Source organism: Selenomonas sp. KH1T6 (assembly GCF_900108415.1).
Classification (GTDB): domain Bacteria; phylum Bacillota; class Negativicutes; order Selenomonadales; family Selenomonadaceae; genus Selenomonas_B; species Selenomonas_B ruminantium_A.
Map to the genome: position 1 here is coordinate 192,329 of NZ_FNWN01000003.1, position 21,977 is coordinate 214,305.

The following is a 21,977-nucleotide window of genomic DNA, read 5'->3' on the forward strand; positions in this document are numbered from 1 at the left end:
AAGCTGACAGCAGGTACAGTGAAACTGGACAAGGGGGAGAGTGTAGTTGCTACCCAGGGCACCAATGTAGTGGTAGGCAAGACCACCTACACCGCAGTGGGAAAGAGTGCGACCCTCTTGAACAGCAAAGGGACGGCGAACCTGACGGCAGGGACAGTGGCCCTGGACAACGGGGAGAGCATAGTTGCCGCCAAGGGAGCCAACGTGGTGGTAGGCAAGACGACCTACACCGCCGCTGATAGCGGGGCGACCCTTTCAAACAGCAAGGGTACGGCGAAACTGACGGCAGGGACAGTGAAACTGGACAAGGGTGAGAGCGTAGTTGCTGCCCTGGACACCAATGTAGTGGTAGGCAAGACAACCTATACTGCTTCTGGGACCGGGGCGACCCTTGCAAATAGCGACGGGAAGGCGAACCTGAAGAAGGGGACAGTGACCCTGGACAAGAACGAGAGCATAGTTGCCGCCAAGGGAGCCAACGTGGTGGTAGGCAAGACGACCTACACCGCCGCAGGGACAGGGGCGACCCTTTCGAACAGCAAGGGTACGGCGAAACTGACGGCAGGGACAGTGACCCTGGACAAAGGGGAAAGCGTTGCCGTGGGTTCCCTGGGGAAAGTCTCAGCCAAGAACGGCGACTTCACAGTGACCAGCGCAGGCCTTCTCACCGGCATCGGCACGGGGGAAAGCTTCAGCGCGAAGGTGGGTAATGATACCTATACCTACACCGTGGACGCCAAGAACAAAACCATCAAGGTGACAGGTGCGGCCAAGGCTTCCGTTAAATACGTGGATCTTGGCAAGGTCACCTTCCATATGGATAAACTTGCCACCGATGGCAGCTACGGCCTGGAGGATCTCTACAGGAAGCTGCCGGCCAATGCCTCCTATGCGAAGGGCAGCCATGAGAGCAAGGTAGCACTCACAGCCTCCTTCAGTGGCACCTTCGACAGCAATCTCTACTCCCCTGCCATAGAGACAGTGGACGCCACCAAGACGACGGCGAAGGTCACCATCAAGGGCAATGCCAAGGCCAACCTCCTCAAAGCAGGAAGCGGCAGCAGCAAGCTATACGGCGATGCGGGGCATGACACCCTCACGGGTGGCAAAAATAGTGACCTGCTGGACGGGGGGACCGGTAATGACAGCCTCATGGGAGGCAAGGGGAAAGACACCCTCCTCGGTGGCACTGGCAACGACACCCTGAACGGCGGGGACGGTAATGACAGTATCCTGGGAGGAAGTGGCAAGGACACCCTCATAGGTGGCGCAGGCAACGACACCCTGGACGGCGGTGATGGCAATGACAGCCTCACGGGTGGTACAGGCAACGACAGCCTGTACGGCGGTGCCGGGAGTGACAGCCTCTGGGGAGGATCCGGGAACGATACCCTCACGGGCGGCCTGGGCAACGATACCCTCAGCGGCGGCACAGGAAATGACATCTTCCTCTACTCCGAGGGGGACGGCAAGGACAAGATCCTTTCCTACACCGACGCCCAGACCATCAAGGTCCTCTCCGGCGATGTGGGCGACATCTATGTGACGGACAAGCATTCCCTCAAGAAAACGGCGCTGTGTGACGTAGTCATCTCCATCGGCAAGGGCAGCATCACTCTGGATGATGTGAAGCTCAATTCCTCCTTCCATCTCATCAATGCCAAAGACCAAAAGACGGATTATGTGATTTCCTCACTGAAAACCAAGTAAACAAGGGATATTGGTAAAAGCAAACAGCCCTGGACCAAAAGCGGTTCAGGGCTGTTTGGTAGTGCAACACAAAGCAGGGAACCTCTCCCACGGCGTGAGAGTGCCACCTTGTCTGTATTCAATTTGCTGATACTGGGGCGTTGGATTTATCTTGACATTTTTCAGAGAGGCAATTTATTATTAGAACATAAATAATATTAATGTCTCATTGGCTTTATGTAGGATAAGAAGGTGAGAGAATATGCTTACGGTATCTGAAATTAAAGAACGTGTAACGCCTATATTAAAAAAATATGACGTAAAGAATGCCTACCTTTTTGGCTCTTATGCAAGGGGGGATGCGAATGAAAATAGTGATGTAGATATTCGTGTGGATAGAGGCAACAGCAAGAAACTGGTCGGTTTTGCCGTGGGCAGTTTTTATATGGACTTAAAAGAAGCATTGGGGTGTGAGGTGGACCTAATGACTCGCCTGCCTAATGGGGGGGTGTCGAAACCATTTATTGACAGCATAAGACGAGACGAGGTACTGATATATGGGGATTCCCAATAAAGATGAGTAAGTAATACAGCACATCATAAAATACTGCAACCAAATAGAAACAACTATTGAAGCATACAGTGTCAGCAAGGATGAATTTGAAAATAATTTTGTGATGCAAAATGCTTTGTCTATGCCAATTTTGCAGATAGGCGAATTGGTAAAGAAGTTGTCAAAAGAGTTCAGGGCAGAACACTCGCATATACCATGGCGTGCTATTGCAGGTATGCGTGATCGTTTGACAAATGATTACATTGAGATGGATACAGAGGTTGCATGGGAAGTGGTTTCTAAAGATATTGGGGGATTGAACAGAAATTGTCACGTTATTCTGAATAAGAGGGATATCCCCGCACCAAAACCAGAAAAAATCAATAGGGGCAAGGCGAGGTAAATATGGAAATCCTTGCCACCGATGGTAGCTACGGCCTGGAGAATCTTTATGTGAAGCTCAAGTCCTCCTTCCATCTCATAGGTGCCGATGGGCAGAAGAAGGATTCTGTGATTTCCTCACTGAAAAGCAAGTAAACAAGGGATATTGGTAAAAGCAAACAGCCCTGAACCAAAAGCGGTTCAGGGCTGTTTGCAGTCCGCCCGCCCTATTGGGGGGCTATTATCCCCCCACCACCGCTTCGCGGTCCCCCGCCCCCAAGGGGGCAGACAATAGGGGCGGAATGGATTGGGAAAAGGGCAGGCATTGTGCTATACTGAAAGAAAATCACATAGAAATAGCGGAGGTGAAGGATATGCAGACGAACCAAAAGCCCATGCCTGTGGGGATTGAGGATTTCAGGAAACTCGTCAAGGAGGGGTATTATTTCATAGATAAGACAGGATTCATCAAGGGGTACATTGATGCGCAAGTGCAGGTCACCCTCATCACCCGCCCCCGCCGGTTTGGCAAGACTCTGACCCTGTCCATGCTCCGTTATTTCTTTGATGTGGAGAAGGCAGAGGAAAACCGGGAACTGTTCCGCGGGCTGGTGATTGAGCAAGCTGGCGAAAGGTACATGAAGGAACAGGGGAGCCGCCCGGTGGTATTCTTCACCCTCAAAGATATTCGGATGGATACCTGGAAGGACGAGCTGGAAAAGATGGCGCTGGGCCTGTCTAAACTCTACAGGAATTATCTGTTCCTGCTGGAATCCACAAAACTGACGGAAGTGGACCGTGAGGCTTTTCGTGCCATCTGGGAAAAACGCGGCAGTTTGTCGGAGATGGAAGAGGCTGTTGCAAACCTCTGCCATATGCTGGAACTGCACTACGGCAGACCTCCGGTCCTGTTGCTGGACGAGTATGATGCACCCATCCTCGCCGCCTGGGAGAAGGGATATTACAACGAGTGCATTGGCTTCATGCGGAATTTTCTGGGGGCAGCACTGAAGACGAACCCCTCACTTGGTTTCGCTGTCCTCACGGGGGTAGCCCGGATATCCAAGGAAAGCATTTTTTCGGGGCTCAACAATCTGGAGGTCTGCAGTGTCCTGTCTGACCGCTATGATGATGCTTTTGGCTTCACCCAGGAAGAAGTCAATACACTGATGATGGATTCCGGCGTGGAGGACAGGCTTACGGAACTGAAGCAGTGGTACGATGGCTACCGGTTCGGCTCCGCGGAGCTCTATAACCCTTGGTCTGTCATCAATTTTGTGCAAAACGGCTGTAAATTTCAACCATACTGGCTTAATGTTTCTGGCAACAGCATTCTCCGTGTGCTGCTGGAAAACGTGGATGAAGATCGCCGGAAGGAACTTGAGGGACTTATGCAGGGAGTTCCCGTGGAGGCTACCATTGATGAGGGGGGTATCTACACAGATATTCGCGAAAGCAGCAACGCTCTTTACATGATGCTCCTGACTACTGGCTATCTGAAGGCTGTGGAGGCCTATTGGGATCCCTTGGGGCAGGAGCTTCCCTGCTGCAAGCTGCTGATCCCCAATCTTGAAATACGTATCGTATACCAAAGGGAGATTCTTGGCTGGCTGGCTACGCGGTCAGACAGCATCCAGCTTCGGAATATGCTCCGGGCCATGGTGTCCGGGGATGCGGCAACCTTCCAAAATCGTTTGCAGAAGCTCCTGGCTGGTATCGTAAGCTATCACGACGCTGCCCGCAATCCTGAGAATTTTTACCATGGCATGCTTTTGGGGTTCTCAGTCTTGATGAGCCGGGAGTACCGCGTGGCCTCCAACCGTGAGTCAGGCTATGGCCGCTTCGACATTGCTTTCTTTCCTTTCAGGGAAAACGTCCCTGGTGTTATCCTGGAACTGAAGGCGGCGAAGACTGAGGATGAACTGGAAGCAAAAGCCAAGGATGCTTTGCAGCAGATTGAGGAAAAGGAGTACAGCGCAGAGTTTTCCCGGCAGGGGGTAAAGAATATCTGGAAGTATGGCATAGCCTTCCAGGGCAAAAAGGTCTGGCTGGAAGGTGGCGCATGAATCCTTAGAGGGTGATGTAGCCATCCCCCTCGGCAGCCCCGCTTAATATATATGGAATAAGAAATTTCATTTTGGTGGAGACGGAGCAAGACCAACAACACACACAATTTTTTTGAGACATATTAAAGTGATTTTGTATGCTGTGTGGTCTTGGGGGGGGGGGATTCGTTCCACCATAGGCTTTTGGACATCTGGCAGGATTAGATACCTGTAAGATGATTCGTTTAGAGGACATGCTTCTCTACAAGTTCCAGGAGTGTCTTGCTGATGCGAATGTTTGTTTTTCGCATACGTTCCAGACATTCCAGTACATCTGCTCCGGACAATAGTCCTTCGTCATACGCCTGCAATAAAATGCCAACTGTTCCAGTTATGTTGATACCAAGTCGTTTTGCAACCTGCCGACCGTGGTGTTCGTCCATTAGCAGCATATTTGCCATTTGCTCGCTGGACAGAACAATGGCTTCGCTCTCTCCGGCATCGAGTTTATCAACTTGGCGAAGCTTGGCAACAGATTGGATGTTCTTTACTGTGCCCACCTTTAAAAAACTGGATTGCTTCACGATAGCTGCCTCATCGGTGTATCGTGGATGGCATGTGAGCTCGTCGTAGACTGCCTTAGGTATCATGACTGTCCGAAACATGGTCTCAAGCAGGTCTAGCCGATTTGCCTTCATCAAGGAAATGATGGGAGTGGTGTCCGAAACAATCAGCATATTATATTCCTCGCAGGTTCTTGAGAGTATTCAGATCCTCCATCAAATCATCTTCTGACTGGTTGAAGTATGGCAAGCCCAACGTTCCATATAATTTTATCAGGTCTATTTTGGGCATTCCCAGTATTTCAGCAGCATAGCCATGGGAAATCTCGCCACGCTGGATGAAAGGGTAGAGCATCATGGCATTGCGGATGGTGCAAGCCTGTTTGTCTTCCAATATGGCGAAGGGAGCCATTGCTTCGGGAATATCCATTTGTATGCTCATCATGTTCATATTCGTACCCTCCCTTTTTCTGATTCCTTTATAATTACATTTTAGTATTAAAGCTAGTTAGTTGCAACATTTTTTAGGTTATAAGCGGGTCTGGCATAGCCAGGCCCTATTTAGCTTGTCTGGTGCAGGTAATATTAATGTTTACTAGATGTGCCTGTTGTGTGAAATAAAAATAAAATAGATATATATTATAATATCGTAATTATCAATAGGAAAGATTTATGATATTACAGAGATCATAATTAGATAATGTTGACATTCGTCGTAGGATTTACATTCAGAGATAATAGCAATGTGTCGTATTTAGATGAAAATGTGTCATAATTAGAAGCACTAAAAAAACAGTAAATGTGTCATAATATTTGGAAAGGACTAAACGTACATCCGGTGAGGGAGGTGATAAGGGTGGATGTTAGTAAGGTTATTATATATAGACAGATTGGGGCTAAAGTGGCTTATTATCGTACACTGCGTCAGTTAACTCAGGAGGAACTTGCTAAGAAAGTTCATATCAGTAGGAGCACGTTGTATAGAATAGAACATGGAAGATATGAAGAGGGAATATCATTGTCCACCCTTATCGATATTGCAGATGGGTTGCATATCGAACTTTCTCACCTAACCTCATTTACGGAAGAAGAGAAGAAACTTTGGTGGGAAACAGATGCAAATTTGTGAGTCAAAAAGTTGGGAGATGTGATGAAATGAAAGAAAAAAACTCCCTTGATAAATTATGTTTTCACGGAGAAGATGGTGAATTTTCGGTAGATTGCCGCGAAACAACCTGCCGTTTGTATAACCACCTTTTAGACGCAATAGACAAAAATGACAAAAATATAAAGGATTCTTTGCGAGAGTTTTTAATTGCTTACGGAAAAGATTGCTATGCTATGGGTGTACCTGTAGGAGAAGCTGAAGAAAAATTCGCACAATTAATTACTTACGGTCTAATGGGGAGGCATACCCCTTGGATATGAAAGACGAAACTCGAAAGAATATTGCAGAGAATTATTATCCTTTTCCATGCGACAAATGTGGGTTGTGTTGTCGATTTGTGAATTACGTAGATGAAATGAAAGGCTATGACAAGGGTGATGGAACTTGTCGATTTTTACAATTGGACAATACGTGCCAAATATATTCGCACAGACCTGATGTTTGCAATGGAAAATATATATATGAAAAATTTTATAGGCATATGTCAGTAATAGATTTTCATAGAATGATATCTAGATATTGCCAAGAAATTAAGGAGGGGAAATTTGTTGAAAGACTATCTGAAAATGTATCAAAAAATGGATGAAGAAGGTGTAAAAGAGATAAAAAAACGTTTGGAGGTACTGCAAAAAGCAGGGAATTATCCAACGAGGATGATGTATCCTGTTACCTTGCAATTTGAGTTGACAGGGCAATGCAATTTGGCTTGTAAGCACTGCTATAATCGTTCTGGTGATCAGGATAGAAAAACTTTGATGACTGCTGATAAATGGTGTGAACTCGCACAAAGTATTGTAGATGATGGCGGTATTTTCCAGTGCATTATTTCAGGTGGTGAACCACTCTTACTGGGAGATCGGCTATTTGATATTATGGACATTCTACATGATGATGGTACATCATTCGTGGTAATTAGCAATGGTTTTTTACTTACGAAGGAAAAAGTTCGTAGATTTACAAAATACCGATTTTTCTGGTTTCAGATTTCTTTGGATGGCTTAACTGCGGAAGTGCATGATGCGTTTCGTGGGGTTTCTGGTAGTTGGGAAAAAGCTGTGACAGGTGCATTGGAACTTAGTCAAGCAGGTATCCCCCTTGTGATTGCGCACACGGTTACACCAAAAAATCTAAACCAAATTGAAGGGATGGTTGATTTTGCATATAGGATGGGGGCAAGCGAAATCATAATGGGAGAAGTTTTGCCTAGTGGTCGTGCAATCGGCCATGATGATATCATATTGAGCAGGGAGGAACGTAACTGCTTGTATGGTCAAATAACGGATTTGGGGAAGAAATATCGTGGTAAAATCGCAGTGAAGAGATCTGCTGGCCTAAAAACACAGATGGAACGATACGTGACAGAGGTGAATGCCGGCGGTATTATTAGACCAAATGGAGATTTTCGCTTGGATTGCATGGCTCCGTTCATTATAGGAAATGTACTGCATGATACGGTAAAGGATTTGTGGATAAATAAGGGGATAGATGCTTGGCATACAGTGCAGGTTAAGGAATTTATAGATTCTATTGATGCGGAACAGCAGACTGGTAATGTCCGCAATCATGTGGATGATGATATTCTAATTACCGAATAATGACATAGATTGTGGTACATTCGTAAGTTTATATTGATGTGTGCGGAAAGAAGGTGTTGTATATGAAAGATATATATGAAAAGCCATCTGTTGTAACAGATACTGACACGAATAAAGATGCTGCATTTCCTATCATGGCACCTGTTTTTGTTGCTCCATTAGCGAAGATTAGTAGTGCCAAACCTGTTTGGAGGTTACCACATTTGCAACATATGGGGCGATAGATTGATAAGGAGTTGAAAATATGAAGGAGATTTATGTAAAACCTACCATTGTTTCCAATGAAAAGATATACGGCCCTGCTCCTGTTGCAGGATTTTTGGTTGCATATGCACTTGGAAGATCTGTGAAAAAAGCAGTTTCTGCTGCACCGATAATGCGCTTGCCACATTTCATAAACATGAAATCTTAGTTCAATTGGATGATGTTCTATGAGAGGATGTTGTTGATGAAAGAAGGTTACATGAGACCATCTATCGTTTCGGATGAGTATACAGAAATAGATGTTGCTATTCCAGTGGCGGAACCTATACCTAAACCTCTTCCGCTTCCTTTGTTGAAAAAACTTCTTGGTGCTAGTTCTATGAAAAAGATGAGTTCGTTACAGGAGGCGATAACTTGATTTATAGTTGGTTGAAGGATAAGAAGCCGAAGGGCGTTTTTTTGAAAAAACGCCGTAATGAAAACATGCTGATTGTATGTTCGAATGATTTGAATATATTCTATTTGAATAAGACGGCGACATTTATGTTGGAACATAGTGATGGTCGACATTCCGTAGAAGAAATAAAACAGGAGATGCTTGATAAATACGATGTGAGAGAGCATGAATTAGAAGATGATTTGGTTGAAGCTTTGCGAGATTTGCAGTGGAGAAGTTTGGTTGTTTTGGAGGAATGATGTATGGAAAAGTACATAAAACCAAGCGTGACAATTGATTATTCGGATTCTAGTGGAATATTTCCTTTAGCTTCAATATCTGTAAGTAGTGCAGTGACAAAAGCTGCTATGGCAGGAGCTGCTGTTGGGGTAGCTTCTAGAGATGTGTTTGCTCGTAATATTAAAAGTCTTTTGGTACAGAAGTATTCCATAGTGTGATTGATTTAAAATTGTGATATTTATATTTCAAGCCGAGTACAATATGCTCGGCTTGAAATATAAGTGGCTATTATACAATAATTCAGTCCCATCGTTTACTTAACGTTTTATCACGCTCTTATTTATATCATAATTAAGTTATATATAGGATAATTAATAATAAAGTGTTAGGGTTAATAGGTATATTTGTAAGTGCAAAATATGCAATTGGATTAATGTTGTACGCTTTATATGGCAGGGACTATATTTTGCAGGAGAGAAATATATTTGTGACATTAACTATAGAACCTATTGCCTGCGATATCATATTTTTTTGAGTGTATCTAAATTTAGTTGAAATGCGTTATTGTGGTAGGGGAGGGAGCTTATGCTATTTAATGAGAAGAAAATGGATTTATCAATTTTTGATGAGTCAACGGAAACTGGAAAAGTTGATAAATTTGATGCTGTTTGCAAGATGCTGAGAAGATGGTTCTTTTATGAAAACGTACAGCCTAATATACAAATTTCGTTTATATCGAAGGGGCTTGCTAGTAGAAATCCCTATATCAATTGTATAAGAAATACTGTCAATATTAATTCTTTATTACAACAGCAAAAGATTGGTTGGAATCCAGAGAAATGTTCAGAGGCATGCTTAACAGAAATGGTACAAGTTACAAAGAATGCATTGGTTGAGTTTTCTGAAGAAGCGATTAAGTTCAAGAAGCAGAGAACTACATCCGCTATGATGTTTCCACTTTTGACGGGCGATTTAAAGGCCGCAAAATATAACAGTGCTTGTGAAATCGTCTTTTGGCATCTTTTGGCCTTAAATTATGATGATTCCGATGACTGTGATTTGGCAAAGGCCAAGGATTTGGGGCTTAGGATTGGCTTTACTGAAGTGATGCTCCACGATTGGCAAAGGGCTGTGGACTATGTTATGGACGGAAATATCTTTGACTTAGATTGTAAATTGAAATTTGATAGTGAGGAAGCGAATATCTTCTTTCTACACCTTTATGAGAGACCGGACCTTTGGAATTTTGATTGTTAAATAATGACCAGTGTAAAAAGCCTCTCTTTGGTTGATATATTATATTTGTAAGATTCTATGGTTATAATGGTATTTACTTTGGGGAGGAGTTAGCTAATGAGATACACCGTCCACAGAGCCTTATCTATGCTCAAAACAACAAAAGCGAGAATCGAGAAAGAACTGTCCAACAACTATTCTTTTATCCGTGTGGCGAGAGGCCAGGACGACAATATTCGTGGTGTAGCTGTAGCTGATATTGAGAGATATATCCAAGGAAGCTATGACAGAATTACATCTCTTATCAATAACTACATCAAAATCAAATCTGCTGTCATCAGGAGCAACGCTGGCATCCAGTCTGATACAGCAGACATTAAGAGAGCATCTGTAGCAGGCCTTTCCCTTACAGTGGCAGAGATTATTGAAATGAATGATGCTGTTTATGGAAGAGGGAAAACTTCCGGTGGCAGTAAACCGAAGGGCTTCAAGGCAAGCCTACTTGCCAAGATGAAGCAGGACTATGCAGAGGCCCAATCGGAGTTTGATGCCTTGCAGGAGAAGGCTGATGATGAGGTACGGCAGTACCTCAATGCTTTGTCTGTCAAAAGGAAGGATGGGGAGGAAATAGATAGCAATTCTAAGGCTACCATAGAGGCTACGAGCAAAATGCTCCATGAGCAGAAAGACCCAAGATTCATTGATCCATTAAAGATTGCTGATAAAATCATAGCCTTGGAGAATGAGATTGAGAACTTCCGCACGGAGGCCGATGCTGTGCTTTCAGAGCAGAATGCTTTGACGACAATAGAGATTGACCTGGCAGAGATAAAATAATTTGATAACAGATTGGATAAGTTGCCGAAATAGTTGAGCCAATGGAGGGATTCTCCATAAGGCATTGGATTAATAGCTTCTCTTGAAGCAAAACATCTTGCTAATGCAGCAGATGAATAGGATAGGGGAATTAATCTCCTGCTTTATGCGAATTGAAAAGCTGAACGGAAAAAGCTTAACGATTCAAAGCTGAAAGGGAAAAGCTATTCTATGTAAACGCTGAAAGGGTAACGCTTAAAGAGGGGCTAGGTATGAATCGGCTTTTGAATGAGAAGATATCATAAAGATGCCTTGTTTAAAATCCTGCAATAAAAAGCTGAGGTACAATCCTTACCGTGACTTGCTTGCAGGCTGGTTGCTTGTCCAATATGCTATGATATATTTTATCGGAGGCAGCCCGGACTGTTTAATTATGGTCTGGGCTATAATTTTTAAGAAGCCATTGCAAGAAACTGCAGAAAAGGAGACTGCTATGGAAGATGGTATAATTACATCAGAATTCAAACAACCAAAACCATTAAATCCTGAAGTAAAAGACTATGAACTTCTTCCTGAAGAAGAAAAAAGAGATCTTGAAAAATTGGTAATGAAGATAATTAAATGGACTAATAGAGTTAATAATCCAAGGAGTTGAAAACCAAAATACAATATGGAAAATTTAGTGCTTGACGAGAATATTAGATGTGGTAGGTACAATAGTAAGCAAATAAAGGAGAACTCTAATGTGAGTGATTATAAATAAATATGTGAAGACATATCAACTGATTTTGATGATATCCCAGACCTATGTAATATGTAAGAATTTAAGATGTTTAGAGAAAGAGCAATATCTGAGATATCAATGTTAAAAGAGAATAAAGTAATAAAAGATGCTAAGCTACCTATAGCTCCAGAATTTATGGAAAAGTTTTCAAAAGGTCTACTGATTGAAGAAGAAATTAGGTAACAACGAGGAAAGGCAATATGAGAAAAGTACAGAATATAGAAATTTGGTTCGAAAACTGCATTGCCTTGGAACTTCCCATAGATGAATTTGAGTACATCAAAATAGATAATGTGGGAATAAGTTATGAAAAATGCAATTCCCCTTGCTCTCTTACGGAACGTTATTATGCTTATGGTGGAATCAAGTTTGTTCTAAAGCCGGATGTTCATAGAGGGAGGTTCCTTTCCCTTACCAGTCTTACCACTTATGATGAAGATCCAGATTTTCCATGCAATCATGACACCATTTTGGATGCATTAACTGATGAGTCAGAACCGAAACGCTCTGAGGCTACTATTTCTGTTACGGATATCGTCTCAATTGTTCTATCTTACGATGATAGTAGCAAAAGAAGAATCTATGTACCCTTTAAACCAACGACGATAGATTGTGTAGAGAACGCCTTACGGTCTTCGAGATTTGACAAGCAAGGAAGATTGGTTGTCGAGATACGTCCAGACGATTCCGATGCCACCGAGGATGACGATGAAGATGATGATGACGAATAAAAACTTTTTGATGCTATAGGAGCTGAACAATGGAAAATCTCAAATGGTATGAATGTGTGGATATGTTGTTGCCGGAAAAGAGAGAGAATGAGACTTTGGAGGAATGGAGCGAACGGATTAAGCCATATATTGAGCTAAGCAAGGTTGATTTGCAAAATGGGTATTATGTACGGGATTATATCATGACAACAAGGAAAGAGAAACTTCCTTGGCTTAGAAAAGAGAATCGGTTGATAGATGCTGTTATGAATTGTATTCATAACAAAGGGATTAGAATTATGCACAGGAATTTTGCAGATGATGACAATTTAGTGCCTGTCCCGGAAAGAAAAGAAGGTGAATCAATTGAAGATTGGAGTGATAGGGTCTGTACATTTATCGGTTTCCTTCACAAAATGGATTCTTGGGTAACGTATTGTGGTTCACAGCCACTTGACATGACATATAGAAAATAAAGAGATCCTAGCCAACATTGGCTAGGATTCTTTATTTTAAGCCAGGAAGCTTTGCTCACGGATATAGTCATTGACACTCTGCCGTGGAATCTTCCAGATTCGACCAAAGCGAAAACATCGAAGCTTTCCAGAGGATAAAAGACGGTAGGCAGCGTTGCGGCTGATCATCATTAGTTCGCAAAGCTCGTCTACAGTGATTAAATCTGTGTAATCATTTTGCATGATTATCATATCCTTTCTAGGAATTACTTCAATGTTTTGCTGTTTTTGTATTTGATATGGGAGGGACGGGATTATAGCGGTATTGCTTGATGTATTCTTGAAGTGATTCTTCAGGAATATGCCATATAGGGCTACCTTCATACTTATAACCATAAATGATACCACTGTTAAGCAGATGATAGACATAACCTTGACTACAACCTAGTATCATAGCTGCTTCATAAGCTTGTAAAATTTTTTTATCAATTACCATAATTTGCCACTCCTTTCTATTTATGATTATGTTAGATTTATATTGCCACTTTTTTATAATTTTTTGATGAAGAAAGATTGTCCAACATGATTGAAGATGCAAATAACATTTCTATGAATTTAAATACAGTAAAAAGTGTGAAAAACTCCTTTTTCAGACATATATTATTATCTAAATAATAAATACTTGTGTTTATTATTTTGGCCCTGCCATACATTTCTTTGTATGAGGAGCATAGATAATATCTGTCGAAAAGGAGAGGATCACAATGAAACAAGGTCGTACACTGCAGGAACTGGGAGAGGAGCTTACTCGTCAGAGGTTAGCAAGGAGGGATTTTGTAGCTGATACCAGAAGTCTGGAAATGGAAAGCAGTAGCAATGGCTCTGTACTGTCTGTCTTTCTGGACAATGACCGTCATGAGTATGGTGTAAATCCACTGGCTCATCAGCAGATTGCCACAAGGCTGGGCATACCCTATCGTTATTACCAGAAGATGCAGGAGGAAGACCCTGCACTGCTGGATGAGAATGTGAACTCTTGGCTTCAGAAGTCACCGGAGCGTCGTATGATTCGTGTACTGGATGGCAAGGTAAGGGCCTTTCTGTCTGACCGTTACCGTCGTCTGGACAATCTGGAGCTTTGTGCCACCGTTCTCCCTGTCATTAAGGAAATGAAAGGTGCTTCCATCGAATCATGTGAGGTTACAGTTACACATCTCTATCTGAAGGTCATAAATAAGAAAATGAAGGCAGAGGTGGCCGTTGGTGATGTGGTACAGGCAGGGTTTGTCATTTCCAATAGTGAAGTAGGCCTTGGCAGTCTCAAGGTGGAGCCATTGGTCTTTCGCTTGGTTTGCAAGAACGGCCTAATCTGCAAGGACTATACCCAGAAGCGTTATCATGTTGGCCGTCAGGCCGATGGCAACGAATCGGAGGCCTATGAGCTTTACTCTGATGAAACCTTGAAGCAGGATGACAAGGCATTCTTTATGAAGGTGGCAGATACAGTACGTCATGCTGTGGATGAGGCTAAGTTTATGATGACGGTGGACAAGATGAAGGAGGCTATGGGGATTCCTATGGAACATGACCCTGTGAAGGAGGTGGAGTTTTTGGCAGATAAGTTTCTGCTTACCCAGAATGAGCGTGGTGATGTGCTGCGTCAGTTGTTTATGAATGGTGATAGCAGTCGTTACGGATTGGTAAATGCAGTTACGGCAGCAAGTAAGCTGGCTCCTGACTATGAGAGGGCTACTGAGCTTGAACGTATCGGAGGGGAAATTCTTTCCATGTCAGTCCCCAAGGGGTTGCTTCCCGGTAGCAAAATCAGGAACATAACTCCTGCCAGGGAGCTGATAACAGCATAAGTTTAACCAGATGAGGCGTTGCACTTCGGTGCAACGCCTTTATTTATGTCCAAAAACAGATTCTAGAGGAGGAAATGATTATGGACATCAAGGCCAAGATTGAAATGAACAAGAAAAATATTTGGCAGGCTGTGGAGGATTACAAGAAGCATACCAGAGAAAAGGATGTGCTTGATGACATCTCAGAAAAATTTGTTTCCCGGCTGGCCAAGGACAATGCTTATGCCAAGAGGGAGCTTAGGACCCTTTTCCGTATGTCCCCTGTTTGGGATGAAAGCCTGGATGCCTTGGTTATCAATGGTACCCGTACCCATAACCCTGATTACGCCAGGGTACAACAGCTTGCAGAAGATATCCTTTTCCCTGCCCAGCAGATAATGAACCTTGAAGATGTGGAACTGCTGAATTGTGCCATTAGGTTTTTCACCCATCCCAAGGAGAACCCTGAACCTGCTATTGAAGCTATGGAGAAAATTGCTCCCAAGGCCTATGCCCCTCGTAAGAAGCGCAGCCGTATCTTCCATGCTCTTTGTGATGCTTTGGGGGTAGCGGATAATAGGGCTGGAAGTAATTTCCAGAGGCTCTATGCCCAGTTTGCTGATGAGATTTCTTCAAGGAAGATTGACTTCAAGCTGTATGTATCCTTGAACCCTGCCCATTTCCTGACCATGAGTAATCCCAAGGTTGATATGAGAGGGGACACCTTGACCAGCTGTCACTCCCTGAACTCTACTTCCTATAGCTACAACAATGGCTGTTCCGGCTATGCCAGAGACAATTATACCTTCATAGCCTTTGTAGCAGCAGAGCCAGCTATTTCGGAAACCCTCAACAATCGTAAGACTGCTCGTCAGATTTTTGCCTACAAGCCAGGTAATGGCCTTTTGCTTCAGAGCCGTCTTTACAATACGGAAGGTGGTACCTGTGGGGCACAGGCTGATTCCAGGCTTTATCGTGACCTGATTCAGAGGGAGCTTTCAGACCTTGAAGGGGCACCAAACATCTGGAAAACCTACACCTATGTCAACAACAGCAAATGCAGCATAGGTGCTGGAACTGGCTTTGGTGGCTATACCGACTGGTTATACAAGGAGTTTAATGCCAAACTCAGCATCCGTATTGACCATGAAGAAAATTATGAGTCCTTCAACATTGGCACTTACGGCCTCTGTATTCAGTGTGGTGAAGAAATCGACAAATGGCTTTATTGCTATGACTGCAATGACAGTTTCTATGAGGAGGATGAGGATGAAGACAGGTGTGAGGCCTGTGGAGATTACTTCTCAAGCACCTATCTGGTCATAGACAGTCATGGACATGAAACATATGTCTGTGCTGGTTGTCGGGATCGTTTGTATGCCTATTGTGATGAGTGCCATGTCTATTACCCCAAGGCTGATGTGGTGGAAGTGGCTGAAGAAATCCGTATCTGTCCCTCCTGCCTGGAACGCCACTATGCAAAATGCCCTGATTGTGGCAAGTATTTCCTCAAGGAAGAACTTAAGGATGGCCGTTGCGTAGATTGCCTAGCTAAATTTAAGGAGAATGGCAAGGAGGTGGCAGCATGAAAGCCTTGGAGACTTTCCTGAAACCTACCCAGAGCCAGCTCTTTAATCAACTTCACAAATTGTATCGGGATAAGGCTATCTGCAGTAAGGGGAATTACCTTCTGGTGCAGGGAGAGGTGCCGGTGCTTCTGGTGGCCCATCTGGATACGGTGCATGAAAAGCCTGTGAGGACTATCTGTGCCAGTCAGCAGGGAAATATCCTCATGTCTCCCCAAGGCGTAGGAGGTGATGACCGCTGTGGGGTGTATGCTCTAGTGAATGCTTATGAGATGTCAGATAGCAAACCCTGGCTGCTTTTTACCTGTGATGAAGAAACAGGAGGCAAGGGGGCAAGAGTTTTTGCTGGTGATTATGAGGAGGGAAAGCTCCCCAGGATACTGGGGCAGATAAAGATGATATTGGAAGTTGACAGACGTGGTCATCAGGATGCTGTCTACTATGACTGCGGCAATGAAGAATTCGAGGCCTACATAACCAGCAAGGGCTTCCAGACAGAATATGGCAGTTTCAGTGATATTTCTGTCATTGCCCCTGTGCTGGGGGTGGCGGCAGTCAATCTGTCAGCAGGGTACTACAATGCCCACACTCTCCATGAGTTCATTGACAGGAGGCATATTAATGCCACCTTGGAGAAGGTGGTGGAAATAATCGAGGAAGCATCTCAGGAGGACTTTCCTCAGTATGAGTATGTGGAGGCCTTTTGGGACTTGCTCGACTATTATGGAAACATTGGGCTGCCAAAGAATTTACCGGAGAAGTTCAAAGATGTTTACGATGCCTTGTTGGATTTCTACCATCCCAAGGAACTGGACAGCTATCGTAAGACCTATGGGAATTCTGTGCTGAATGAGTTGTATGCTGCTGTGTATGGAGGTTGTTGAGGGAGGAATAGCTATGCCGGCAACCATGTTTGTATGCCCGGATGGTGTCAGGGTTCCTATCAGGGAATGCCTTGATTCCTGTAGGAAGAAGGAGCGTTGTATGTTTCTGCCCACCCTTAGGGCTGTGGCAGAGTCTCTTGATCGTGGTATTGAGGAGGCTACTGTTACTGAGCTGATAGCAGGGGTCAGGGAAACATATTTGAAGAAAACCACATCCTATGCCGTTGATCCCCAGAGTGTCCTTTATTCTCTCCATGGTCAGGCTGTCCATGCCATACATGAAGGGCATACCTTTGGAGAGATTCTGGGTGAGGTAAGGCTCAGTGACAAGGTAACCAGTGGCAAGTTTGATTTATATGGAAAAATAATTGATGAGGAAGAAGGTGTGCTGGGAGATATGAAGGTGACCAGTTCCTATAAGATTGCCAAGGCTTTGGGAATCTATAAGGTGGATGTGCTTACAGGGGAGGTGTATAAGACTGGTGTCAAAAAGGGGCAGCCTAAAACCAGAAAGGAATTCAGGTACGATGGTGTACGTCATGTATGGGATTGGGCTGTTCAGCTGAACTATTACAGGTTGTTGCTGGAGGAGGCTGGTTTTCAAGTAAACAGGATGTTTATCCAGGCTATGTGCAGGGACAACAGCCTACGTACTGCCGCTGAACGTGGTGTCATGAAGTCTGTCTACATTATACCTATCAATCGTATCAGCAATCGTTGGCTTGAACGGTACTTTGGCAAGAAGTCCGAGCTTCTGCATAAGGCCTTGGAAGAAAAGAGGATGCCTGTTCCTTGTACTATGAAAGAATCCTGGGGAGGGAGGAAGTGCCTTGAATATTGTGAGGTAGGAGAAAAATGTCCACAGGCACAGGAAATTGCCCTGCTGAAGGAGCAGAAGGCTATATGAGCAAGATGGTTGATATCTGTGTTCATAGATGAAGAGATTGTGAACCGTTATATTATGGAGGGAAACATCATGGCAAGAAAGGCTTCAGAAACGAAGGATCTGACAGTTACTGCTGACAAGGGGTATCTGGTGCTCAAAGGATTTGATTTTAGCAAGGCTATTGCTGAGGAGATGGAGGGCTTGACTGCTTTCTTTGAGAGGATCAAGATGCCGTCTGGGGACACTACGGTATTTCAGGTTCCTTCAGATAATCCTGATGAACCGGAGTTGGTTAGGGAGATTACAGCGGTCATACTCTATCATCACCCTATTCGTGCTTACTTCAAGGAAAAATATACTGGTGCAACAGTACCGCCTGATTGTGGCAGTCTTAATGCTGTTGAGGGATTTGGAGTGCCTGGAGGTAACTGTGAGAGCTGTCCTTACAATGCTTTTGGCTCAGGAGAGAATAATGCCAAGGCTTGCAAGGAGCGCAGGAGGCTTTACCTTCTGCTTGAAGGAGAAATGTTTCCTGTGATGCTGTCTCTTCCTACCGGCTCACTGAAGGAGTTTAGCCGTTATATCATGAGGTGCTTGTCCAAAGGCTGTAAGACAAATGCTGTTGTCACCAGGATATCTCTGGCTAAGGCTACCAATAAGGGAGGCATAGCTTATGCAAAGGCAGTCTTCCATATGGAGCGTGAGCTGACGGAAGACGAGATCCCTTTGATAGCCAAGATGTCTGAGCAGATTAAGGAGATAAGCCAGAGTGTGGGATTTGAGGGTGCTGAGCCTGTAGAGGCAGATGTTTCGCCTGTGGTGGATAGCGAAGAAGATGATTACCACAAGACAGCTTAAGGGATAATTATGGGTGTTAGGCAGGGAGGGGGGCTTCCCTGCCGTTCCCCACAGTTTGAGCGGTTCAATTTTCATAATTATGGCCTAATCTGTGGCTTTAGGCACAGGTTTCCCCATTTTCCCAATTTCCCCAAAAATAAACACCTCGTAAAGCCTTGAAATATAAGGGTTCTTCCGTGTTTGTATTTTGGGGAAAAGGGGAAACAGGGAAATGTGGTAGTACAGTGCTGGGAGAAAGGTATGGTGGTTGTTTGCTACGCACTATATAAATTTTTAAATTGTGTCTACATATAAATAAATTGTAGACACAGGAGGGAAAATAAATGAAAAACAATAGTGGAAAGGAACAAAAAAATGATATGGTGCGTATTAGAATTTCAGAGCAGGAGAAACAAAAGATACTTAGGGAAGCAGAGGCTGTAGGTATGAACCTATCTCAGTATATTATGCATTGTACGCGTCACAAGCAGATCATCATAGTTGAAGGTGGTGCCCAATTAGCCAGTGAGGTCTATCGCTTGAACCAAACACTTAACCAAATGATAGGTAATCCGGATGTGCCTGTCCAGGCGTTAAGAGAGGCTGCAACTGGTGGCTTAAGAGCAATCAAGGAACAAGCTTCGATGATAGGAAGGAGGGAGTCAGATCATGTCAATCCTGAAATTTGAAAATAGAACGCCAAGGACTATGGAAGATATGCACAGATATATGAAGAATGCCGAAAAGACGGGTGATAATGGTGTTTTTGGCATTGGTGTTAACCCCTGTGCACCTGTACAGGAGATGCAGTTTGTGCAGGATGTCTACTACAGGGAGGAACTAACTCACCCTTATGTTCAGGTCATTCTTAGCTTCGACAGTGATATGGCTCTGGATTCATTGGAAGTTAGGGAAATATCCATGGAGGTTGGGAAACTTCTTGTTACCGACGAGCGACAGGTGTTCGGAGCTATCCATTACTATGGTACGGATAATGTGCATTGTCACTATATGATTAACTACGTGGGGATTGACGGCAAGCTGTATCGTCAAGGGCATCATGTTAATTACTATAAGAGGCTTGTCAATGCGGTCATGAAAGCGCATGGCCTAAGGCCTGTTAAGGTGTTGATGAGTCCTCCGTTCATAATAAGGGTATGAAGTATAGCTGGTGCTGCAAGAGCAGCACCGGTTTTTTATAGTGTGCCATTAAATGTTATTGACACAGTTAGTGATACGGGATATTATTTTAATGATAGTAGGAGGGAGATAATATCGTGGAAAGTGTATACAAAAGTCACAGTTTAAAATTGGTCAATAGGCAGAGTGTAAGTGGGAAGCGGCCTGAATTACGGAAAGCGCTTGGTGGTAAGTCTGGCTACGTTCTGCAGGGGAGTTCAGATAGTACTATTATTGTAGCAATACCGGATTTTGAAAATGGAAGGATAACATTAGCAGTTGATGTGCCAGCAATTGAGAATAAGGGGAGAGAAATACTTAATCGAGATGAAGAGTATAGAGAAATATCTTTAGGTGCTGATGCTTTTCGAGCTCTGATAGATATTGTTGTAGAGAACAGTGGTATGGAACTTGTTTCGGCTAGGAATAAAGGTGGACGGCCTTCTAAATATTCTCAAGAGGATGCAGAGAGAATTACGACATTGAAAAAACAAGGTTATAGTATTCGAGAAATAGCTAAGAAAGAGGAAATGTCAACCACAACTGTTCAAAAGTTATTGAAGCAGCAGGAGTCGATGGAACTTTTGAAGGGGATAAGTTTGCCTGATGAGGATTAGAAGTTGGGCTTTAGAAGAAATGTTGATAATTAAATGGTAGCGGTTTAAAATGTGGGCACAATTGTCTATCTTGAAAAAAGAAAAGAATATACTTTTATAACGAGAATATGACCTCGGTTTGATGTGATGGTGATTGTAATGGAGAACAACAAATATTTTCGAAATGAAATAGAAGAATTGAATATAGAATTCAATAAAAATTTTAGTAGCACTATGTTAGCAGGAAACGATGTTTTGATAAAAATTATAGCTAGGTTGGAAGAGTTTAGAAAAGAATATGAGGGTGATGAAGACGAGAGTTATGCAAATTTATATTTTGCGAATCGATTTAAAGAACTTGTGAGAAGAAATAATAATCTAACTTCGGAGTTGGAAGCGTTAAAAGGTGAATATGAAGGAAAAATAGAAAAGAATTATGAGGCATACAATATTGAGAAAGATGTAAAAGATAAGTCTATTTGGGATTTGGCAATACGGTTGTCATATGAAGAGTATTGTGGGAATTCAAGTGCAGTTGACTATAATGAATGGAAATCATCATGTAATGCGCAAGCCAATAAAGACTGTCGGCGAGTTTATATTCATCTATGTCGCATTCATGATAACATATTGCCTATATATCTAAATGCTATTGGAGTTAGTGACTATACGTCAATAAGGTATACATATGAAAAAGATAGAGGGGGTTGTGAAAAATGTAATCGTGTAAAAGAAGCAGATCGTGTTGAGGTGGAGGAAAATGAAACTGCGGATAACTCTAAGATTACAGAGGAAGATAATGATAAGATGTATGTGAAACCGGATATGTTGTTTTTGTTGTCGTGCTTATATAGCTTTATGGATTCTAACAGAAAAAAGTGGAAATCAAAAGAATTTGAAGGTATAGGGGGGGATGCTAATTATGGGAGAAGCTTCTTAAGAAATGGTAATGGAATAATGCGTTATATGCTCAAGAATGCTCTGGCCAGAAGATTTGCAAGAATACTATATTTAGATGTAATAGGAAAGATGATGCAAAGTGCTCTGATAGTATTTTCAAGAAATTTATACCAAGAGCTATTTTGGGATAGAACAAGATATTTTGAGGAAATATGTAATCCGTTTTATGCAAAAACAGTAAGATTTGTGATGTCGGATTCGATAAAAAAGGGAATGAAAAAAGATACGGTAGTATATGCAGAGAAAGAACAGATAAGGTCTGTAAAAGATTATATTAATACAAAATATTCCATGGTGGATGAGTTGTACTGGATCCTCTAGTATCAGCAG

General features: G+C 43.2%; 32 protein-coding genes and 1 pseudogene. 29 read left to right on the forward strand and 4 right to left on the reverse strand.

Translation table 11 applies throughout. The features are described 5' to 3' along the window. The 5 genes and pseudogenes from BLW59_RS03480 to BLW59_RS03495 form a co-directional block, all read left to right on the forward strand. Positions 1-1,710, forward strand: a pseudogene (locus BLW59_RS03480) (hypothetical protein); the annotation flags it as partial. A gap of 241 nt (positions 1,711-1,951) precedes the next feature. Next, a complete protein-coding gene (locus tag BLW59_RS03485) occupies positions 1,952-2,263 on the forward strand; it encodes a nucleotidyltransferase family protein (protein ID WP_074696202.1) in 312 nt (103 codons plus the stop codon). Positions 2,264-2,288: 25 nt separating this feature from the next. Continuing rightward, on the forward strand, positions 2,289-2,645 hold the full coding sequence (locus tag BLW59_RS03490; RefSeq protein WP_413778175.1) for a DUF86 domain-containing protein: 357 nt from the start codon (positions 2,289-2,291) through the stop codon (positions 2,643-2,645). A gap of 2 nt (positions 2,646-2,647) precedes the next feature. Next, positions 2,648-2,779, forward strand: coding sequence for a hypothetical protein (locus tag BLW59_RS18090; RefSeq protein WP_318258280.1), 132 nt, complete (start codon positions 2,648-2,650; stop codon positions 2,777-2,779). A 218-nt stretch (positions 2,780-2,997) separates the two neighbouring features. Beyond that, entirely contained in the window at positions 2,998-4,689 is a 1,692-nt protein-coding gene (locus tag BLW59_RS03495) for an AAA family ATPase (RefSeq protein WP_074696287.1), read from the forward strand. A 224-nt stretch (positions 4,690-4,913) separates the two neighbouring features. Here the strand turns inward: BLW59_RS03495 and BLW59_RS03500 are convergent, their stop codons facing one another. Together BLW59_RS03500 and BLW59_RS03505 are read right to left on the reverse strand one after the other, a co-directional pair. Next, positions 4,914-5,405 carry a DUF3368 domain-containing protein gene (locus tag BLW59_RS03500; RefSeq protein ID WP_074696206.1) on the reverse strand — a complete coding sequence of 164 codons (492 nt, stop codon included), beginning with the start codon at positions 5,403-5,405 and terminating at the stop codon, positions 4,914-4,916. Between the two features lies 1 nt (position 5,406). Next, complete coding sequence (locus BLW59_RS03505; protein ID WP_074696208.1) at positions 5,407-5,682, reverse strand: UPF0175 family protein; 276 nt, start codon at positions 5,680-5,682, stop codon at positions 5,407-5,409. Positions 5,683-6,087: 405 nt separating this feature from the next. Here BLW59_RS03505 and BLW59_RS03510 point away from each other — a divergent pair, with 405 nt between their 5' ends. The 15 genes from BLW59_RS03510 to BLW59_RS03555 all read left to right on the forward strand — a co-directional run bounded on the left by BLW59_RS03510 (position 6,088) and on the right by BLW59_RS03555 (position 12,896). Further along, positions 6,088-6,360 (forward strand): helix-turn-helix domain-containing protein, encoded by a 273-nt coding sequence (locus tag BLW59_RS03510; RefSeq protein WP_074696210.1) that lies wholly within the window; start codon positions 6,088-6,090, stop codon positions 6,358-6,360. 26 nt (positions 6,361-6,386) lie between these two features. Further along, positions 6,387-6,659, forward strand: a complete 273-nt coding sequence (locus tag BLW59_RS03515; RefSeq protein ID WP_074696212.1) for a hypothetical protein — start codon at positions 6,387-6,389, stop codon at positions 6,657-6,659. Further along, positions 6,650-6,985, forward strand: a complete 336-nt coding sequence (locus BLW59_RS17300) for a YkgJ family cysteine cluster protein (protein ID WP_139283525.1) — start codon at positions 6,650-6,652, stop codon at positions 6,983-6,985. The genes BLW59_RS03515 and BLW59_RS17300 overlap by 10 nt, the downstream gene beginning before the upstream one ends. Beyond that, positions 6,948-7,994: a radical SAM protein gene (locus BLW59_RS03520; RefSeq protein ID WP_081348364.1), complete on the forward strand. Its 1,047-nt coding sequence runs from the start codon at positions 6,948-6,950 to the stop codon at positions 7,992-7,994. Before BLW59_RS17300 ends, BLW59_RS03520 begins: the two co-directional genes overlap by 38 nt. A 62-nt stretch (positions 7,995-8,056) precedes the next feature. Further along, the gene (locus BLW59_RS17665; RefSeq protein ID WP_175463348.1) at positions 8,057-8,218 is read left to right on the forward strand and encodes a hypothetical protein; all 162 of its coding nucleotides are present in this window, start codon (positions 8,057-8,059) and stop codon (positions 8,216-8,218) included. A gap of 20 nt (positions 8,219-8,238) precedes the next feature. Continuing rightward, complete coding sequence (locus BLW59_RS17670) at positions 8,239-8,406, forward strand: hypothetical protein (RefSeq protein WP_175463349.1); 168 nt, start codon at positions 8,239-8,241, stop codon at positions 8,404-8,406. A gap of 36 nt (positions 8,407-8,442) precedes the next feature. Further along, positions 8,443-8,616, forward strand: coding sequence for a hypothetical protein (locus BLW59_RS17675; RefSeq protein ID WP_175463350.1), 174 nt, complete (start codon positions 8,443-8,445; stop codon positions 8,614-8,616). Next, positions 8,613-8,894, forward strand: coding sequence for a PqqD family protein (locus BLW59_RS03525; RefSeq protein WP_074696214.1), 282 nt, complete (start codon positions 8,613-8,615; stop codon positions 8,892-8,894). Before BLW59_RS17675 ends, BLW59_RS03525 begins: the two co-directional genes overlap by 4 nt. Positions 8,895-8,897: 3 nt before the next feature. Further along, complete coding sequence (locus tag BLW59_RS03530) at positions 8,898-9,092, forward strand: hypothetical protein (RefSeq protein ID WP_074696216.1); 195 nt, start codon at positions 8,898-8,900, stop codon at positions 9,090-9,092. Between the two features lie 367 nt (positions 9,093-9,459). Further along, entirely contained in the window at positions 9,460-10,131 is a 672-nt protein-coding gene (locus BLW59_RS03535) for a hypothetical protein (RefSeq protein ID WP_074696218.1), read from the forward strand. A gap of 126 nt (positions 10,132-10,257) precedes the next feature. Beyond that, positions 10,258-10,947 (forward strand): hypothetical protein, encoded by a 690-nt coding sequence (locus BLW59_RS03540; RefSeq protein ID WP_139283526.1) that lies wholly within the window; start codon positions 10,258-10,260, stop codon positions 10,945-10,947. A gap of 286 nt (positions 10,948-11,233) precedes the next feature. Beyond that, complete coding sequence (locus BLW59_RS03545; protein ID WP_074696222.1) at positions 11,234-11,581, forward strand: hypothetical protein; 348 nt, start codon at positions 11,234-11,236, stop codon at positions 11,579-11,581. A gap of 174 nt (positions 11,582-11,755) precedes the next feature. Further along, positions 11,756-11,893, forward strand: a complete 138-nt coding sequence (locus BLW59_RS17935; RefSeq protein WP_217634601.1) for a hypothetical protein — start codon at positions 11,756-11,758, stop codon at positions 11,891-11,893. A gap of 17 nt (positions 11,894-11,910) precedes the next feature. After that, the gene (locus BLW59_RS03550; RefSeq protein WP_074696224.1) at positions 11,911-12,441 is read left to right on the forward strand and encodes a hypothetical protein; all 531 of its coding nucleotides are present in this window, start codon (positions 11,911-11,913) and stop codon (positions 12,439-12,441) included. A gap of 29 nt (positions 12,442-12,470) precedes the next feature. Beyond that, complete coding sequence (locus tag BLW59_RS03555) at positions 12,471-12,896, forward strand: hypothetical protein (protein WP_074696226.1); 426 nt, start codon at positions 12,471-12,473, stop codon at positions 12,894-12,896. Positions 12,897-12,932: 36 nt separating this feature from the next. On the opposite strand, the gene BLW59_RS03560 is transcribed toward BLW59_RS03555, so the two are convergent. Continuing rightward, entirely contained in the window at positions 12,933-13,127 is a 195-nt protein-coding gene (locus BLW59_RS03560) for a helix-turn-helix domain-containing protein (RefSeq protein ID WP_318258285.1), read from the reverse strand. Positions 13,128-13,146: 19 nt separating this feature from the next. Then, on the reverse strand, positions 13,147-13,371 hold the full coding sequence (locus BLW59_RS03565) for a helix-turn-helix domain-containing protein (protein ID WP_074696228.1): 225 nt from the start codon (positions 13,369-13,371) through the stop codon (positions 13,147-13,149). Positions 13,372-13,639: 268 nt separating this feature from the next. On the opposite strand from BLW59_RS03565, the gene BLW59_RS03570 reads away from it, so the two are divergent. The 9 genes from BLW59_RS03570 to BLW59_RS03610 all read left to right on the forward strand — a co-directional run bounded on the left by BLW59_RS03570 (position 13,640) and on the right by BLW59_RS03610 (position 21,968). Next, positions 13,640-14,740, forward strand: coding sequence for a DUF932 domain-containing protein (locus tag BLW59_RS03570; RefSeq protein ID WP_074696230.1), 1,101 nt, complete (start codon positions 13,640-13,642; stop codon positions 14,738-14,740). Between the two features lie 80 nt (positions 14,741-14,820). Continuing rightward, positions 14,821-16,308 carry a hypothetical protein gene (locus tag BLW59_RS03575; RefSeq protein ID WP_074696232.1) on the forward strand — a complete coding sequence of 496 codons (1,488 nt, stop codon included), beginning with the start codon at positions 14,821-14,823 and terminating at the stop codon, positions 16,306-16,308. Next, a complete protein-coding gene (locus BLW59_RS03580) occupies positions 16,305-17,189 on the forward strand; it encodes a hypothetical protein (RefSeq protein ID WP_074696234.1) in 885 nt (294 codons plus the stop codon). The genes BLW59_RS03575 and BLW59_RS03580 overlap by 4 nt, the downstream gene beginning before the upstream one ends. A gap of 13 nt (positions 17,190-17,202) precedes the next feature. Then, a complete protein-coding gene (locus tag BLW59_RS03585) occupies positions 17,203-18,096 on the forward strand; it encodes a hypothetical protein (protein ID WP_074696236.1) in 894 nt (297 codons plus the stop codon). A 69-nt stretch (positions 18,097-18,165) separates the two neighbouring features. Further along, positions 18,166-18,933 (forward strand): hypothetical protein, encoded by a 768-nt coding sequence (locus tag BLW59_RS03590; protein WP_074696293.1) that lies wholly within the window; start codon positions 18,166-18,168, stop codon positions 18,931-18,933. Positions 18,934-19,256: 323 nt separating this feature from the next. Continuing rightward, positions 19,257-19,601, forward strand: coding sequence for a plasmid mobilization protein (locus BLW59_RS03595; RefSeq protein WP_074696238.1), 345 nt, complete (start codon positions 19,257-19,259; stop codon positions 19,599-19,601). Further along, positions 19,582-20,073, forward strand: a complete 492-nt coding sequence (locus tag BLW59_RS03600; protein ID WP_074696240.1) for a relaxase/mobilization nuclease domain-containing protein — start codon at positions 19,582-19,584, stop codon at positions 20,071-20,073. The genes BLW59_RS03595 and BLW59_RS03600 overlap by 20 nt, the downstream gene beginning before the upstream one ends. 116 nt (positions 20,074-20,189) lie before the next feature. Then, positions 20,190-20,708 (forward strand): helix-turn-helix domain-containing protein, encoded by a 519-nt coding sequence (locus BLW59_RS03605; protein ID WP_074696243.1) that lies wholly within the window; start codon positions 20,190-20,192, stop codon positions 20,706-20,708. Between the two features lie 138 nt (positions 20,709-20,846). Beyond that, on the forward strand, positions 20,847-21,968 hold the full coding sequence (locus tag BLW59_RS03610; protein ID WP_175463352.1) for a hypothetical protein: 1,122 nt from the start codon (positions 20,847-20,849) through the stop codon (positions 21,966-21,968). The last annotated feature ends 9 nt before the right edge of the window (positions 21,969-21,977 follow it).